Origin of the sequence: Paenibacillus sp. FSL H8-0282, assembly GCF_037963825.1 — a bacterium.
Taxonomy (GTDB): Bacteria; Bacillota; Bacilli; order Paenibacillales; family Paenibacillaceae; genus Paenibacillus_AQ; species Paenibacillus_AQ odorifer.
In genome coordinates this window covers 2426137-2443895 of record NZ_CP150146.1, presented here as the reverse complement: position 1 = coordinate 2443895, position 17759 = coordinate 2426137, and the positions used below count along the sequence as shown (strand labels likewise).

Genomic DNA, 17759 nt, shown 5'->3' with positions numbered 1-17759 from the left:
GTTTATCGGTTGAACAATCTGGATATTTGGTGTTACTGTTAACAGGTATTCCTTCTAACAAAAGCATGTTTTTTGCAAACGCATCCATAACAAGAAAAGCTTATACAAAAAGCGAGGATGATCAATATGAAAAACAATAACGGGGTCATTACAGGTGGCAAGATTGAAGGTCCAAAGGCGCCCAAGGACCCGGCTGAACGCAGGAACGGTTTTTTTGTGCTCTACGAAACAGCGATTGAGGCGACAGCCCGGGCCGAAGGTCCACCTTCACAGGAAGTTTATCTGGAAGGTAACTATCTAATCGACAAGGCCAGATATATTGGCGGCGTCACTGATGAGACAATACTGGAGCTGCTAGGAAACTGTGTTGGATTTCGCAAATTAGTCCATAGTATCGGAGTGTCTGTGAGAAGGGATCCTGAGCAGAACGAGCCCATCTCTTTTCTATTGCAGAACTGGGGCAAAACCAGCAAATACGAAACAGGCAGCAGCATACGTGTGCCCTGTCCCTCCGACGGTTCAGAAGTCCTCTTAAAGTTAGAGGATTTGGAATGGTCTGAAGAGGATGCAGTGCTCGGCAAATTCGCTTTTGAATTTAAACATGAAGGCGAACTGGCCATCGCGAGTATAATTTTTTATTTGCATGACGGTTATTCTGTACCAGAGCTAATCATTGAACCGCCTGTAGCGTTTGATTCTAACGAATACCGGGAGATCATTACCCAATCCTTGCTTCATCCGGGCAATAATAAAAGATTAAAAACGGCCATCCATAAGGCTATAAAAGGTGAGGATGTCACGATTGCTTATATTGGGGGTTCCATTACTCAGGGAGCAGGTGCTAAGCCGATCCATACAGAATGTTATGCCTACCAATCGTATCTGAGATTTAAGGAATTATTCGGTACGAATGGTGGTGAGAACATCCATTTTGTGAAGGCTGGGGTAGGTGGAACACCGTCCGAGCTTGGGGTCATCCGTTATGAAAGGGATATTCTCCGGGAAGGTTCTGTAACACCTGATATCGTGGTGGTAGAATTTGCGGTAAACGACGAAGGGGATGAAACGAAAGGCAACTGTTTTGAAAGCTTATGCCTAAAAATACTTTCCGCCGATAATAGACCGGCAGTAGTTCTCCTGTTCAGCGTGTTTATGAATGACTGGAACCTGCAGGAACGGCTCTCCCCCATTGGCCGGGCTTATAATCTTCCTATGGTTAGTGTAAAGGATGCGGTATCCGGGCAGTTCCGCCTAAGCAAAAATGAGGGGAACATCCTCTCGAAACGGCAATTTTTCTATGATATCTATCATCCTACTAATGATGGTCACCGGGTAATGGCTGATTGTCTGGCTTATTTATTCTCCGAAACCCACAAAACGCTAATGGACGAAGATGATCTCCTATTGGATCAACATCCGGTCATCGGGAATGATTTTGTGGGAACCCTCCTGCTGGACCGCAAAAGCCATATTGACGCAGGCAGGATCGAGGTGGGCGGATTTTCGGGGATCGATACCGATTTGCAGCGGGTAGAAATGGATACCAATCCTTTCGGAACTCCGGAATTCCCTCATAATTGGATGCATTCAGCGTCGTCTGGGGAACACAGCTTCAAGCTGACGATAACAAGCAAAAATCTCATCCTTGTATACAAGGATTCTGGCAGCAGCGAATTCGGCAAGGCAAACATTTACGTCGATGGTTGTCTTGTAGTCACCGCTGATCCCCATGAGAATAATTGGACACATTGCAATCCGGTAATTCTTTATCAAAATGAGGTTAGTGGGGAGCATCAGGTAGAAATCAGAATGGTGCCGGAAGATCAGGACAAGTCTTTTACTATACTGGGCTTCGGCTATAATGTTTAATAATTTGACCTAGTGGCATATAACCTAAAAAGAAACCCATGGTCTTTAAATGACCTGGGTTTCTCAATAATTTGAGGAATCTTTTTCTATTTGGTAGGCAGCTTCTTATCCAAAATAGCCTTCACATCTTTAACAAGCTGTACGGATGCTTCAATCTCCAACTTACTTGTTGAAACACTTTCAATACTGCAACCAATAGGAATTCCCTTCTCCAGCCCGAAATCTAGCAATTCTTCAAAGATTTTTTGTGATAGCTGGATTGATTTATCCAAAATATCATTCGAGTATTTTAACTCGTTTTCTAACCATCCCGGGATACTGATCCCTAACCACTTCATAAATTGTAATGTTTTCGCGGTGCCGCATGGTGCAAGATTAAATAAAATAGGAACCATCTCAAAACCGTTATTTGTATAGTAATAATATAAATCAGACAATAAATTCTTAGATGCCTCTACATTATAAGTTGCCTGTGTAATAAAAAAGTTGCACCCACTGTTGGTCTTTTCGACAACCCGTATATGCTCATCATTCTTTTTTATATGTCTTTCCGGAATGACAACTCCGCCAAAAGTTAAATTGTTATTTAGCTGTTTACTTAGCTTATAAGCATCTGGTAAATTCAATTTCACCTCTTGTTTACTTGACGAAGCGCCCACATACACGGAAAATCTATCTTCATTTTCATCAGTTTTAACCCAATCCTCGAACTGGGCTCTAGTATCATTACCGACGCACCGGTAAATTATTTTCGGGACCTCCACCTGTCTTAGATATTTATCACCATAGACAGCCGGATCAATCGTTGGTAAATAGGGATAAGGTCTTTCATGATCCACTCTGTCTACTTCTTCCTGAACGTCGTACAGAATTAACGCATCTAAATCAAGGTTTTTAAGTCTCTCAACCTGTTTCTGGGCGATTTCCGAGACCTTTTCTGGTGCGTGGCTTGCCTTCGGTGGTGTCATTCCATATGTTATAATACCCGGTTTTTTGCTCAATATTTTTTGTTTAAATGTATTTTCTGCCGCTCCCAAATTATAAAACCCCTCTACTCGTCGCTTTTAAGATAAGGTTACCATGGCAGGCTTAATATGTGTAACTTCTATTTACTATATCTAGTTATATTTTAAAGCTATGATTCCCTAATGATGCTTTTCGAGTAGTACATGTTGACAACCATTTGGTGTGACTATAATATTAGAAGTCCTGCCAACCTTAAAGTTGGCGATAAGGGGACCGAAAGGTTCATTCTTATTTAAAAAGGGTGAGTATTATGAATAAAGAAGAATTAATGGAAAGCGCACGTAACACAAAGAAAGCTGCTTATGCCCCTTATTCTAAATTTCCAGTTGGAGCAGCCTTATTGCTTAAAGATGGAAATGTTATTAATGGAGTAAACGTAGAAAATGTATCTTTTGGCGCTACTAATTGTGCAGAGAGAACAGCAATCTTCACGGCTATTACAAAGGGCTATACTAAAGGTGATTTTCAGGCTATAGCTGTAGCAGGTGACACAATGGATTTTCTGCCGCCATGCAGTATCTGCAGACAAGTATTATCGGAATTCTGTTTACCCGACATGCCTGTCTATTTAACCAATGAGAAAAAAGAAATCTTAGAGCTGAGTTTAAGGGATTTATTGCCTTATGCATTCAAAAATTTAGATATGTAAAAATAATTCCTCTCGTAGTGGAATAACAAAAACACGCGTACCTGTGTTAGACAAGTACGCGAGTTTTTGTGTTAAAAAGCTTAGCAGAACCAGAGTTCACAGACCAGACACACCGCGTAAATACGTTGTTACTTACCAAATCGCAATTCCAACCTTATCTTTTTCTTTAAATACTACCTTTATCATTTCCAAAGCATTTCTTACCCTAAATTCAATAAATTCTTTATCATAGTCTGTATGTAGTTCTATAGTATCTAAAACTCATATAGTTAAAACCTCTCAATGAACATCATCAATAATAAAAAAACAAGCGATCCATTGAGATAAAAGGATAAACACTTCCTCTCGATGATCGCTTGCTTTTAGTAGCTATGCATAGTCACATTTCTAGTTTTCTGTGATTTTTCATTTTAAATGAAAATTCACTATCAGAAAACCCTTGTAAAATAAGAAAGACTGTTTCAATTTAATTGAGAATTTAAATCCCCAGTAACTAATAATCATCTAATATTTCATTTTAAATGAGAAAATGCGCTATTAAAAAGAGTACCGTAAAATGGGTACACTTTTCATTTAACGTAATAATGTAATATACTGTTTGCTCCTTCAAATGAAATCCTAGGACCTCCACTTGTCCTAGATATTTATCACCATAAATAGCCAGATCAATCGTTGGTAAATATGGGTAAGGTCTTTCATGATCAACTCTTTCTACCTCCTCCTCGAAGTCGTTAAGAATTAAAGTATCTAAATCAACGTTTTTAAGTCTTTCAACCTGTTTCTGTGCAATTTCTGATATCTTTTCTGGTGAATGGCTTGCCTTCGGTGGTGTCATCCCATATGTTAAAATACCAGGTTTCTTGCTCAATATTTTTGGTTTAAATATACTCCCTGCCGCTCCCAAAATAAAAAACTCCTCTACACGTCTCTTTTAAGTTAAGGCTACCATGCAGGTGAAACTGGATTAATTCTCGTACCATCTCCCAGTTCGCCATTCGTGTTAGCTCCCCAGCCCCACACATTTCCTTCCTTAGAAATTGCAAAACTAAATAGATTGCCTGCTGTTATGACTTTTATATTGCTAAGTCCGGTTACAATTGTCGGGGTTGAGTTAGTACTGTTACTCGGAAGAGGGGTTTACTATTAATTTTCGCCTTAAAATTCCCGATGATTACATTATAAGGATATTTAGTGTTTTAGTTAAAATTAATCCATATAATTTCAGGGGTGGTATATAGGTGCTTGAAGTAAGAAGAAAATCTCGATGAAGGGTGATGATATCATTAGAGCATTAAGTGAACGAATGGAAAAGGGGAACGAAAGATGAAGTCATTCAAGACAGGACTACAAGCCATTCTTTATGTAATACTAGTGGTTGGACTGCATCTGATCTTAATCTATTTTTTAAAGATAAGAATAGAGGGATGGGGAACGGAGTTATTAAATATCTCATTTAAGGTGTACTTTATACCACTTTTATTATGTTTTATTAATTCTTTTTTGTTTATAAGGACTCAGAGGATAAAGTACAATGCCATTTGGTTTTTGGTAACTATGCTATCCAGCCTCTTACTTTTTTTATTTTTCAATGCAATGCAAGATGACAGTGATAGTGAATATGGAGTTGTCGTTTCTATTGAATTTTTTCCAAAATATCAAGTGGAAATGCTCTTTCTGCTTCCTTGGAGTATTTCTATTATACAATTTATCTTAACTCTATATTATCTAATCAAAATAAGAAAAAATCTAATCGTTAGAAATAATAAAGGGGGAATATAATATGAAAAGAATATTTTCATTAAGTATAATTATTACAGTTTTTGTTTCTTTATTTAGTCCAACTGGAAAGCTCCAGTGATTTATAAATTGATTGAATTGATAGACGCATGGGATGAAAAACGGCTTGTTGTAAAGAAAGAATCTACTAATAAACTGTTGCCCCGCTTATACGATCCTGACCTGTTATTCAATGAAGAATATAAAATTATGGATAACCGCTATAAAATATTAATTCCAGTTATCTCAGGTGAAATAAAACCGACAGAATTTCAAATGTATATTGATTCATTAACAGATGAGCTGAAAATGAGTATTGGTTCAGTATCCAGGCTATATAAATGGAAAAAAAGATATTCAGCATCTTTTCTATATGTATTACCATAAATCTTAATCGATTTATTCTCCCTGCTTACGTCAGTCCCAAACTTGTCTTTTAAAGCTTCTTCTATCTCATCCTTAAACTTTTTAGAACGAGATGGCGCATTAACAAATCCATAATTGGAATCACTTACACCAGATCTATATTGAGTTCTGAATGTATCTTCCTCTACAACTGCAATGTCCACATCACTTTGGGTGCGTACATTAGTATTTAATTTGTCTTCCTCCATAAGAGATTCCAATTCTTGAAAATACGCCTAAGTTTCAGGGTACATTGGTTCCACAATACTTCTCTTTTCTTGAAATCCTAATGGCTTTAGGGCATTTACAACCATTGCAATTGCATTTTTACATTACTGATCTTCAGTCTTGCTTAGTGGTTGGGAATAATTATCTAACATTGATTCAGTAAACTTCATACATATACCTCCACAATTCAAATAAAAAAATAAGAACAAGAGTTCGTTTTGATCGATTATATAGTATCATTAGGATTACTACAATTAGGTAGAAATCGAGAATCAACCTTAACTAGTGAAGAAACCAACTAGAATCAATCGCCTATAAATAGCAGTTACGCTTAAATGAAAAGCCGGAAAACCCAAAAAGTTAGGCTTGCCGGCTTGATAAGAAAGATTGTGAAACTCGTTGCTTTTATTTTAGATGTATAAATATACGCTTTATTGAATGACTGAGATTTTTCTCTTTTAAAACGAATTTTTATCGCTTTAAATGAACCATTTCTCATTTAAAATGAAAAATCACATTTCCCATAAAACACCTATTGGCTCTAACGTTTACCCACAGCGACTATACCCGCAATTGCCACAAGTCTTACAGCCCTCAATATTAATCAGCGAGGCGCTGCCGCAGGATGGGCAAAGGTCACGGGAAGCCGTAGCATGGTTATGTCCATGATGACCACCATGTCCATCTTCCGTAGCTGACGGAACGCTCGATTTCAACTCCGCATTTAATGCTTCATTGAAATCCTCCAGCTCCAAAGTTGCCGCAATCGGAGCAGGTACATGATCATCATGAGCATTGTTCAGCACATGTGATTCCAGTGCCTTAGCTACAGCGTCAGCAATGGATTCAACCCGGTTCGCGCCGAAGCCGATAGCTCCTGATCCGCCAATGCCTTTCAGATGTTTAATCAACAGCTCCACTTTCTCACCATGATCTCCGTAACGGAGGAACAAGGAGCAGACGCGGCCTAATGCTTCTGCCATAGCAAATACGTCAGAACCTGCTTTACCTACATTCAGGAAGATTTCAGCCGGTATTCCATCAAGATCATTGATCGTAATATATGCCATCCCAAATGGTGTGTTGATTTTATAGGTAGCGCCGCGCAGAACCTGCGGACGTTTTTTGTATTGTTTATCCGCCTCTTTTGTAGTCACTTGAGGCGCTGGGCTTGCTGCTACAACATTTGTACTCGCTTCTACAGTAGTTGTAGCTTCCTCTGCCGCAACCGTAGCAGCTTCTTTTTTGTCTTCCTTCTTCGTGGTTTCCAGAACTTGAACGTCACGACTTCCATCGCGGTAGATCGTAACACCCTTACATCCTAGATCAAAGGCCATTTCATATAGCTCAGCCGTCTCCTCAACCGTAAAGTCAGACGGGCAGTTCGCTGTTTTGGAAATAGAGCTATCTACCCAGCGTTGGATCGCTGCTTGCGCACGAATATGATCTTTAGCTGACAGATCCATCGAAGTTACAAAGTAGTCAGGCAGCTCTTCACCCGGATGAGCCTCCAGCCACTCTTGAGCGATTGGAACAAACTGTTCATCATAGCCAAGACGACTTTGACGGAAATATTTGAAGGCAAAATAAGGCTCAATTCCCGTAGAAGTACCTACCATTGTACCTGTACTACCTGTAGGTGCTTGTGTAATCACTGTAACGTTACGCATACCATGTTCACGAATCGCTTCGCCAACCTCTGGATACGCTTCGACTATATTTTTCATAAAGCCGCTCATTAGATATTTCTCAGTATCAAAAGCTAGGAAGGAACCCTTCTCTCCAGCAATTTCTGCCGAAGCAAGGTAGGCTTCACGAGCCATAAAGCCGTATAGCTTGTCCAGAAACTCCAACGATTCCGGGCTGCCGTAACGGATGTTCAATTTAATCATCAGCTCCGCCAATCCCATGGTTCCGAGACCCACGCGGCGTTCCTTTTTCTGATTCGCTTCATTTTCCGGGAAATGATAAGGTGTTTTATCAATTACATTGTCCAGAAAACGGACCGAATAACGGGTTGTAGTCGCAAGATCTTCCCAATCTACATCATGATTTTTCTCATCGTAGAACTTGGACAGGTTCACCGCAGACAGATTGCAGACTCCCCAGCCTGGCAGTCCTTGCTCTCCACAAGGATTTGTACAAATAATCGGGTTGAAATACCAGCTGTTAGACATCTGGTTATAGTATTCCATGAACACGACGCCTGGCTCAGCGGATTTCCATGCCGATTCAATGATCGTACGCCACACGTCACGCGCTTTTACAGTGCGATAATGGATAACGTTTTTGCCGGCAGCTTTCCACTTGTCGAGATCGCCATCCCACATTTCGTTATATTCAGGATCGGTTGTATCCGGGAATACGAGATCCCAGTCCAGATCTTCTTTTACAGCCTTCATAAAACCATTGCTCACACATACCGAAAGGTTAGCATTAGTGACTTGGCCCATCGTTTGCTTCACGGTAATGAAGTCCTCAACATCGGGATGCCAGTCATTAATCATCAGCATGAGCGCACCACGACGGCTGCCGCCTTGCTCAATAAGCCCCGTAGTATAACTAAACAAACCGCCCCAAGATACGGAACCACTGGATGAACCATTAACCCCTCTAACAATCGCACGACGAGGACGCAATGAAGACAGGTTAATGCCCACACCGCCACCACGGGCCATAATCTCCGTCATTTCAGACAATGTCTGCATGATGCCGCCACGGCTGTCTTTTGGAGAAGGGATTACATAACAGTTGAACAATGTTAATTCTTCACTAGCACCTGCACCAGCCGCAATACGTCCACCCGGCACAAGCTTCCAATCATCTAGGATTGAACGGAATTTGCCCGCCCATTCTGCTTGAAGCTCAGGTGTCTTCTCTACAGAAGCCATCGCTGTGGATAGACGGTCCCACATTTCCTCAGGAGTTTTTTCTATATTAAGGGTCAACTTTTCAACATCCGATTTCACAAACTCACCGCTGCGTGTCTTTACAGTTACGATTCGACCACTGCGCTCCACAATTTCTCCGACTTCCTTAGTTGGAAACTTCGGATCATCTTTGGTCAGCACCAATACAACATCGCCTACTTTAGCATTGTTGCTGTCTGCATCCTTCCAAGCATAACGATCCAAAAATATTTTTTCACTTAGCCCTTCAAGGCGTTGCTTACGTTCCACTTTACTCAATAAAAAAACCTCCCGCATGTGTAGTAGATATTAGTTTCCGGTCCAAGGTATGGGCCCACAACAAAAACCCCCTTACCATCCTCCACTGCTTAACAGGTGTATGTAGGAAGCTCATCTTGTCAATAACAAATACCAGCTAAGCACTCTATAAAAAATACATTTTCAAGCTTTTGTCACAATATATTGTGTGCGTCAGCTTTTAAACTATACCACATATTGTATCGAAGGTCTTATTCGAAAATAGAGTCAAGTTGCCGGATTATCGCAAACGTTGCTGCTTTTTCTCGCTCTTGCTCTCTTTTTTAAAGGCTATCGTGAAAAATAAGAGGTTATGAATTCTCTCGTTTACGAGCATACTACTCTTACGAATGGTGATATAAATCCGAGCTTGAGGAGGCTGCATTATGACGCAATTATTCCGTAATTCTCTACCCCAGCAAGGGGGAACACCCGCGCCAATACTGCCTGTTCCTATTTCTTTTGACCGGAATTGGTTGCAAGATCTGGAGCTCAAATTGGAAAAGGGCGGCCCATGGGGAGACTACCGTTTATCTAAGCTTGCCGTACAAGGAGAGGAAACAGGTCTAGTAACGAGCTTCGATGAGCTGCAATGTATGAAGCATTTATCCGGCTTGTCCCCACTTCCCCATCAGCTGGATACAGCGCATAAGGTTCTGTTCGAAATGTCAGGCCGCGCGATTCTTGCAGATGAGGTTGGACTGGGCAAGACCATCGAAGCAGGACTGGTGCTCAAAGAATATCTGGTACGCGGTCTTGTCTCCAAAGTGCTTATTCTCGTACCTGCTTCTCTAGTATTGCAATGGGTTCGTGAGCTGAATGCGAAATTTGGCATCACTGCTGTCGCTCAGAAAAAAGCCTATTCTTGGGGCAACGCCATAGTCGTCGCATCGATGGATACCGCCAAACGAGATCCTCATAAGGAAATCTTGCTGGAAAATGAATACGATATGTTGATCATTGATGAAGCTCACAAGCTGAAGAATAAAAAATCGACCAATTATCTATTTGTACAGCAATTACGCAAAAAATATTGCCTGCTGCTCACCGCGACTCCCGTTCAGAATGATCTGGGCGAACTCTTTAATCTGATCACTATACTGAAGCCGGGGCAACTTGGAAATCAGGGCGATTTTGCCTCGAATTTCGTGGTTGATAAACGCCAGCCCAAGAATGAAGGTCAACTGCGGGACGAGCTTTCGAAGGTCATGATCCGCAATCGCCGTGGTGAAGGTCCAGTTAATTTCACGAAACGAAAAGTCCGTAATATCCCCTTAGTTCTCTCCCAAGAAGAGAAAGATTTGTATAACAGTGTTACTTCCTTTGTCAAAGACCAGTATCAGGAATCCGGCGGCAATCTTAGCAGTATGCTTTCTCTGGTAACCCTTCAACGTGAGGTGTGCAGCAGCCGGGATGCCGTCTTTATCACTTTAGTTAATTTGATCAAAAAGCTGCCTGCGGATTCCCCAAAAAGAGACCGGATGATGGAGCTGCTACAGACCCTCCGTACCGTTAAAACAAACACTAAAGCTGAAACAACCTTAGCCCTCATTCAAGAAATGAATGAAAAGGTCATCGTTTTCACGGAATATCGAGCAACTCAAGAGTATTTACTACAGTATTTCCGTGAACATGGGCTGATGTGTGTCTCTTATTCCGGCGGAATGAACCGTGGAAAAAAAGATTGGATGATGGATCTTTTCCGCGGCCGCGCTCAAGTTATGATTGCAACGGAAGCCGGTGGTGAAGGAATTAACCTGCAATTTTGCCACCATATGATCAACTTTGACCTGCCCTGGAATCCCATGCGCGTGGAACAACGTATCGGCCGTGTCCACCGGTTAGGGCAAGAAAATGACGTAGTGATCTACAACTTGTCTACGCAAGGCACGATTGAAGAACATATCCTGCATCTGCTGCATGAAAAAATCAATATGTTTGAAATGGTGATTGGCGGGCTGGATGTAATCCTGGAACGTTTTGAAAAGAAGGAATCACTGGAGAAAAGTTTATACAAAATCATGCTCGAATCCCGCTCCGACGAAGAATTGCGGCATGAGCTGGACCATATTGGTGAATCCCTCAGTGAATTGACACAGGGTATTAAAAAAGAAAGTGGGACTGCGACATGACCCTCACCGCACAGGAAGTACGCAAGCATGTGATGGACTATCTTGAAGCCACTGAATGCTCCATCATTGAGGCTTCGCCCCTTCACGTAACTGTGAAATTATCACCTAGAGCTGACAAAATGCTTACCGACCGGCCGTATTATTGGGGATTCGTGGAGCGCACAGGTGTAGATCCTGAGACCCTTTCTTTCACCTTTGTTTTTGATCCGGAAAAATACAACAGTCAAGCTGCAGCAGAGGTTCCCCCCATTGCAAATCGTAGTGCTGGCATTTTGAATCAAGTTGTCACCGGAAGCCTAGCCACAGGCGGAACAAACGATGCAGAGGCTAGCGCTGACTTACTCGAATCCGCCTCCCCGGGCTCAGAAGCAGTGAATGCTCCATCTACTGACCCGGAGGAAAGTATCCTAGCCCGCTACTTCGGCATTGTGCCGGCACTCCCACGAATTGGGCCAGGAATGATCCGCAGAGAGGATATTATTTACGGAAGCAAGCGATTGCAACAGATTTGGAACGCCGCTCGGGACGAAGGGAAATGCCTTTACTTATTTGAGGACCCGGGCAGCAGGCAGCGAAACACGCTGTTCTCTGCCGCTTACGAGCCATGGCTTAGTGTTTGCTATAAAGTGGAGATGAGCTGCGATTTGAAACGTGAAGAACTCCATTATCTTGGCATCTCCCTAACAAAGGGAACCATCATTGATGACTTTAATGCAAAAGTTTCCACAAAAGAGATGATGCCACGCTTGCCGGAAAATGTGCATATCCAGCCTTATGAAATGACAGTAGCAGCCGCTACCGACTTATTGGAAACTCATCTTACCACTCAGTTAGCCGAACTGGACTACACTTGGGCAGAACAGGCACGTGAGCGGCTAAGGGTTGAACTGGACATCATTGATGTCTATTATGGAGAGCTGCTGAAGGAGCCTGACGAAGAAAAACGCCTAGCGACTCAAGAGCAGTATAATCGGCGTCGACAAGAGACCATTTGGCAATATGAGCCGCAAATCGCAGTTTCTGCGGTGACCTATGGACTGTTTCATCTGCGGAGCCTATAGAATGCGACCCTACTCGCTAAAAGCAGGCAAAAAAACAAGAGAACTTCCGCCTTCCGGCGCGACAGCAAGCAACAGCCTTTTTATAGCTTGTCCTCTACAATAAAAAGGAAGCTTATACTTTCTGATATTTCATAACAAAGAAAGGTGAACGACGCCATGAAAATAAGTGTACGGCGGAGGCTGCTTCTTGCAGGTCAAAGCTGCTTCCTCCTGTTTCTATGCATCGGACTCATCGCAACGAGCTCCGGTTCCTCTTCTGCGCTTGCCGCTTCCAGAGTAAGTGTAGTTGATTCAGTCACACAGGATTTGATACCTGTACTGCAGATGGATGTCTTACCTTCACCCGGTACGGTCCAAGAATTTGCCAAGAGTACACTGAACAAGCTCGCAGCAGAAGCTCCATTTACAGCCTGGAAGGACGCAGGAATAGAATATTATCCTCTGGGTCCAGGTACTCATAGCTGGCTTGTCAACGTTATGAAAGGTGAACAGCGGATCGGCTACATGATCATTTCCGCTACGGATCAAGGTGGTTATATGCTTAGCGAATATGGAGCTGGCACTTACGGAATCCCCTATAGTTTGTTAGAACTGCGCCAATTTTTGGTGCAGGAAGGACTTATACCTTCATCTTATACAGGAAAAATAAAACTCACAGCCTTATATGCACCACTTCTACCCGTATGGAAAATCGTCATTGACGATAAAACCATATTTATCAATGCTTCCGTGCCGCAAGTTTTACCGTGGACGCTAAGTAAAGCGGAAGAAGTGCTTAAAGGACAGCAGACAGAAACGGATGTAATCACTAACCTAACTACTGATTTGTCTCCGCTTTCTGCCTATCAAAGCGGGGGAACAGATGATCCTTATAAAGATATCATGTGGTTGACCTCCCCAAAACTGCTTGCTGTAGGCGGTGACAATATCGCCGCACTGATTCGTCCCAAGGAAAGTATTGCTTATCAAGCCGCTGGCCGAAATGATATCGTAGGGGCACCTTTCATGATTACAGGTTATCAAAACTGGTTGCCTGCTTCGAATAAAACAAAAGCAATAAACAACATGCCTACCGTTTACGCAGCATCAGGGCCAGAAGGAAGACGGTATTTGCCACTCACTGCCTTGCAGGCTATAGGAACACTGCACAAGCTGCCCGACAGAAATATCTATAACTAAACATAACAAATAACCTTCCGCTGCCACGCTCGATTAGGCACTGGAAGGTTATTTGTTATTTGTGAAATTCAATCCTTGTCACTGTGGCTCCATTTGCTTCGCCAGATCGACCAACCAAGCGGAAGCATACCGAACCATTTTTGTGACCACGGCTGCTTTGTAGCCGCTCTACGAGCATGAATGGCACGGGGATCCTCGATATAAACAACTACCTTCTCAGTGATATACTTCACAAGCTCATCGCCGCCGGAAGCCATTTGTAACACCTCCTACATTGTAAGTGAATTAAGATAGCCAGCGTCGTTCCATGCTCTTAGTGTGCACCACCGAGCATATATCTAAACTCTTGTCTCGAATTGTTCGAATAGGTTTACCTATTAAAGCACAATCTAACAAAGAATCTAGGGCACGAGGTTATTCACATGCAAGGAGGAGTTCATTTGAACAATGGGAGAAATAAAGCTTATTCCAAGACAGCAGCTGCAATATGTAGCTTGCGTATTACTTTAACCACAGTTGGACTTCTAATGCTGTTTATGGGGAGTGCATATGCTTCTGCAACTCCATCCAAACCCGTAGTGAATGATGAACGTCAGCATCTCTTAAGCCACGGTCACCGTATGATCTTAATTGACGCAGGACATGGGGGGATCGACGGAGGAACTTCCTACGGGAACATTCTTGAAAAGGATATTACATTAGATATCTCACGCCGATTATTTCTGCTGCTGCGCAGCGATGGATTTGACGTTGCCTTAAATCGTAATGGAGATTATGCCCCAAGCGATGAGAACCGCTGGCTGCGCAGTAAATCCCGGCATCTGCGCGACCTTGCCCAGCGTAAAGAGCTGGCTGAGACATTACCAGCTACTGTAGTCGTCAGCATCCATGTTAACTGGGCACCTTCACCATCCAAGCATGGTCCGCTTGTATTATATCGCCAAGAAGGGCGCAGCTTTATCCTCGCCCAGACCATTCAGCAACAATTAAACAGTCTCTATAATATCCAGGCAGAGACAAGACCGGGTAAACCTTTTTATTTACTCAACAAAATAACCGCCACAACCGTAATTGTTGAGGCGGGTTTTGTAAGCAGTCCGACAGATCGCGAAAAGCTGTGCACCCCTAAAGGGCAACAAGAAATTGCTGAAGCAATTGCTGGCGGCATAGTAGCTTATCTTATGGAAGTGTAGGATTCGAGTTCCATTTCATTTCGTTTTTAACGAGATCAGAAATGCCTATAAATTCAACATCATCTTTTATTTGCTCCACACCGCTGCGGATGCCTGCGGCGGTTTCTTTTCCATATACACCAACATGACCAATGGTTACGCAGAATCGTTGATCCTTCGCCAGATTATTTACTAGACCCATTTGTTTCAGCACATGATTAGCTGTGTGTGTATCATCCAAAAAGATATGGTTCTCTACGCGCGGCAGCCCCATTCGATAAGCCATATTGCCAGCAACAGAACGGTAGTTGGTCTTACTGTCCACAAAAAACAATCCCCGCTCTTTGCAGACGGCTAAAATCACACCCATAATCCGTTCGTCCCCGGTAATCTTAGAGCCCATATGGTTGTTTATACCGATAGCATAAGGCACATTATCGAGCGCGGCTTCCACCTTTTGACGCACTTCTTCATCAGACATCTTAGCCAGTATAGCTCCCGGTCCAAGCCATTTAGGATTACCCTGGCGGGGCTCCATTGGCAAATGGACCAGAACATCATCTCCGCGTTCATGCGCGCGTGTGGCGTCCTTCACAGATGTAGGCAAAAAGGGCATAACCGCCACAGTAAGCTTTATTGGCAGCGAAAACATTTCATCCGTCCCCTTCATGCCATTGCCGAAATCGTCAATAATAATTACGACCTTATTACGTTGAGATGTCTTCTCTTCACTTGGTGTGTTTGTAGGGTTGTCTCTGGACTCGGCAGCTGAAACAGACGGTGCCATGGGAGCGATTAAAGTAGCCATTAGAGCAGCAACAGCAATCCAAATTAGTAAATAACGATTAAACTTTCGATTGTCCTTCATCAAGAGGAACGCCTCCTTCGTCTTAAACAATTGTTCTCATTGTTTGGTTCACGAAGGTTAAATATGTACGGGGAGGGTTCGCAATAATTTACAATCGGGCTTTTTCTATTGTCCCCGCGTGTCTGCGGCAAGAATTGCTTCCAGCACATCCACAGCTTGAACTTCAAAAGGCATATTCCAGATGGGGCTATCCCCAGTACAGCTAGCTTCCGCCACCATCATCAATGGATCAATATCCTTACTGGTAATTCCAAGATCGTTGAGAGTAACGGGAAGACCGATTTTTTTGCAGAAACCAATCACCTGATCAATCTCTTCATATGGTGCTTTCTCCAGTACAAGCTGAACGATCGTAGCAAAAGCAACCTTTTCACCATGAAGAGTATTCCTGCATTCCTCATGCAGCGTCAATCCATTATGAATCGCATGCGCCGCAGCAAGTCCTCCACTTTCAAACCCAATGCCACTCAAGTAAATATTGGCTTCAATGATATGTTCCACCGCAGGAGAGGTGATGCCTTGCTTAACATCTTTTAATGCCGTTTCACCCTCTGCAAGAAGGGTATCCAGACAGGCACGAGCTAATGAAAGGGCTGCAATTGTGCTAGTCCCACCTGCGTGGGTAATAGCCCCAGATTCTCGACAAGCTTTTGCTTCGTAAAAAGTGGACAAAGCATCACCCATTCCAGCAACAAGCAATCTTGCAGGAGCTTTAGCAATGATATCGACGTCTACGATAACCAGATCGGGATTTCTTTTTAGTGGAAGATAACAGTCAAAGTCTCCCTCATCCGTATACAACACTGATAAAGCACTACAAGGTGCATCCGTTGAAGCCACTGTGGGTACAATAACTACCGGGAGGTTACTCATGTGGCTTACTGCTTTTGCCGTATCTAAGGTCTTGCCGCCGCCAATCCCTATAATGACTTCCGCATCCTTCAAGCCAAGTGCTGCAACTATCTCATTAACCTGATTACGGCTACACTCGCCCTTGAATTCACACATCACTAGTGGCATTTCGTTCATTTCAAAACTGTATGTGATCTCTTTTTTGTACACAGAGAAAATATAAGGATCAATAATGGCATAAGCTCTTGTCGCTCCTAGCTGCAAACAATAATCTCCCAGCTTACGAATTTCACCATGTCCTTGTATATATTTAGTCGGTGAGCAGATGATCTGCGTCATGGTTTCACTCCTCCTTTTATTTACATTCATATTAGAAGGATTGACCACATTCAGCTATTAAAAAGATCCCTTTAACCACCAGCTTAAATAAATCCACCATTCACACGGATCGTCTGACCTGTAACCCACTGTGATTCTTTGCTGGCTAAGAACAACACAATGCTTGAGATATCCTCAGGCTCGCCTAAACGTCCAAAGGAATTCATATTCCCCACGGTCGCAATCTCTTCCGCCGATTTCCCTACGGTAAATAACTCCGTATTCACAGGTCCAGGTGAAACAGCATTGATAGTGATTCCTTTTCGTCCAAATTCTTTGGCCAGCTGACGAGTGATTTGTTCCACTGCTCCCTTAGTTCCTGCATAGACGCTGTAGGTCGGGAACATTTGACCCGTAACGGAAGTTGAAAAATTGATAATCCGTCCGTTATCATTCATATATTTAGCTGCTTGCTGGCAAGCAAAAAAGGTGCCTTTTACATTTATCGCAAACTGCTTGTCGAAATCTTCTTCCGTCATATTTAGTATCGGCTTCGTAATCATAATCCCGGCGTTATTGACGAGAATGTCGAGTTGTCCATAGGCTTCTAGTGTGGTTTGGAATAATTGTTCAAGTTCTGCCACCTGGCTGATGTCTGCCCGAATAGCGACGGCCTCTCCACCCTTTTGTTTAATACCGGTTACGACTTCCTCGGCTTTGCCGGGGTTACTCGAATAGTTAACGACCACCTTCGCACCCTGTTGTGCCAAGTTCTCCGCAATCTCCCGGCCCATGCCTCTCGATGCACCTGTTACTAATGCTACTTTTCCAGCTAAATTCTGATTCATAATTACTCCTCCTATCACTTTGTCCTTCTTGTTGGTCTGATTATAAATCGATCGATTACAAATTACAAGTGACATTTTTTAATATTTGTCATTTGGATTCGTTTTTGCACACGGGATTTATACCGTTTATCTGCCGCTAGTCGCTCGATTCAGACTGATCTACGGGATTT

15 protein-coding genes are annotated in these 17759 nt (G+C 42.8%); 7 read left to right on the top strand and 8 right to left on the bottom strand.

The window, feature by feature from the left end; translation table 11 throughout:
• Positions 1 to 126 precede the first annotated feature (126 nt).
• The gene (locus NST94_RS10540) at positions 127 to 1869 is read left to right on the top strand and encodes an SGNH/GDSL hydrolase family protein (protein WP_339281935.1); all 1743 of its coding nucleotides are present in this window, start codon (positions 127 to 129) and stop codon (positions 1867 to 1869) included.
• Positions 1870 to 1955: 86 nt separating this feature from the next.
• On the opposite strand, the gene NST94_RS10535 is transcribed toward NST94_RS10540, so the two are convergent.
• On the bottom strand, positions 1956 to 2906 hold the full coding sequence (locus tag NST94_RS10535; protein WP_339173175.1) for a 5,10-methylenetetrahydrofolate reductase: 951 nt from the start codon (positions 2904 to 2906) through the stop codon (positions 1956 to 1958).
• A gap of 239 nt (positions 2907 to 3145) precedes the next feature.
• On the opposite strand from NST94_RS10535, the gene NST94_RS10530 reads away from it, so the two are divergent.
• Positions 3146 to 3544, top strand: a complete 399-nt coding sequence (locus NST94_RS10530) for a cytidine deaminase (RefSeq protein ID WP_036689594.1) — start codon at positions 3146 to 3148, stop codon at positions 3542 to 3544.
• A gap of 517 nt (positions 3545 to 4061) precedes the next feature.
• Here the strand turns inward: NST94_RS10530 and NST94_RS10525 are convergent.
• The gene (locus NST94_RS10525; protein ID WP_339281934.1) at positions 4062 to 4448 is read right to left on the bottom strand and encodes a hypothetical protein; all 387 of its coding nucleotides are present in this window, start codon (positions 4446 to 4448) and stop codon (positions 4062 to 4064) included.
• Positions 4449 to 4867: 419 nt separating this feature from the next.
• Between NST94_RS10525 and NST94_RS10520 the strand changes: the two genes are divergently transcribed.
• Positions 4868 to 5323: a hypothetical protein gene (locus NST94_RS10520; protein ID WP_339281933.1), complete on the top strand. Its 456-nt coding sequence runs from the start codon at positions 4868 to 4870 to the stop codon at positions 5321 to 5323.
• A gap of 269 nt (positions 5324 to 5592) precedes the next feature.
• Here the strand turns inward: NST94_RS10520 and NST94_RS10515 are convergent, their stop codons facing one another.
• A complete protein-coding gene (locus tag NST94_RS10515; RefSeq protein ID WP_339281932.1) occupies positions 5593 to 5934 on the bottom strand; it encodes a hypothetical protein in 342 nt (113 codons plus the stop codon).
• 567 nt (positions 5935 to 6501) lie between these two features.
• Positions 6502 to 9159: an adenosylcobalamin-dependent ribonucleoside-diphosphate reductase gene (locus NST94_RS10510; protein ID WP_280752732.1), complete on the bottom strand. Its 2658-nt coding sequence runs from the start codon at positions 9157 to 9159 to the stop codon at positions 6502 to 6504.
• A 386-nt stretch (positions 9160 to 9545) separates the two neighbouring features.
• Here NST94_RS10510 and NST94_RS10505 point away from each other — a divergent pair, with 386 nt between their 5' ends.
• The 3 genes from NST94_RS10505 to NST94_RS10495 all read left to right on the top strand — a co-directional run bounded on the left by NST94_RS10505 (position 9546) and on the right by NST94_RS10495 (position 13531).
• Positions 9546 to 11291, top strand: coding sequence for an SNF2-related protein (locus tag NST94_RS10505; RefSeq protein WP_339281931.1), 1746 nt, complete (start codon positions 9546 to 9548; stop codon positions 11289 to 11291).
• A complete protein-coding gene (locus tag NST94_RS10500; protein WP_076301188.1) occupies positions 11288 to 12352 on the top strand; it encodes a YqhG family protein in 1065 nt (354 codons plus the stop codon). Before NST94_RS10505 ends, NST94_RS10500 begins: the two co-directional genes overlap by 4 nt.
• 156 nt (positions 12353 to 12508) lie before the next feature.
• A complete protein-coding gene (locus tag NST94_RS10495; protein WP_076301189.1) occupies positions 12509 to 13531 on the top strand; it encodes a hypothetical protein in 1023 nt (340 codons plus the stop codon).
• Positions 13532 to 13599: 68 nt separating this feature from the next.
• On the opposite strand, the gene NST94_RS10490 is transcribed toward NST94_RS10495, so the two are convergent.
• Complete coding sequence (locus NST94_RS10490; protein ID WP_036689445.1) at positions 13600 to 13788, bottom strand: YqzE family protein; 189 nt, start codon at positions 13786 to 13788, stop codon at positions 13600 to 13602.
• A 183-nt stretch (positions 13789 to 13971) separates the two neighbouring features.
• On the opposite strand from NST94_RS10490, the gene NST94_RS10485 reads away from it, so the two are divergent.
• Positions 13972 to 14724 carry an N-acetylmuramoyl-L-alanine amidase gene (locus tag NST94_RS10485; protein ID WP_248549233.1) on the top strand — a complete coding sequence of 251 codons (753 nt, stop codon included), beginning with the start codon at positions 13972 to 13974 and terminating at the stop codon, positions 14722 to 14724.
• On the opposite strand, the gene NST94_RS10480 is transcribed toward NST94_RS10485, so the two are convergent.
• From NST94_RS10480 to NST94_RS10470, 3 genes are all read right to left on the bottom strand, one after another.
• Positions 14711 to 15571, bottom strand: a complete 861-nt coding sequence (locus tag NST94_RS10480) for a divergent polysaccharide deacetylase family protein (protein WP_081383120.1) — start codon at positions 15569 to 15571, stop codon at positions 14711 to 14713. The two genes, NST94_RS10485 and NST94_RS10480, sit on opposite strands and share 14 nt — an antisense overlap.
• Positions 15572 to 15676: 105 nt before the next feature.
• Positions 15677 to 16762 (bottom strand): glycerol dehydrogenase, encoded by a 1086-nt coding sequence (locus NST94_RS10475; protein ID WP_076301190.1) that lies wholly within the window; start codon positions 16760 to 16762, stop codon positions 15677 to 15679.
• Positions 16763 to 16845: 83 nt separating this feature from the next.
• Complete coding sequence (locus tag NST94_RS10470; protein WP_076301191.1) at positions 16846 to 17589, bottom strand: SDR family oxidoreductase; 744 nt, start codon at positions 17587 to 17589, stop codon at positions 16846 to 16848.
• Positions 17590 to 17759: the final 170 nt, after the last annotated feature.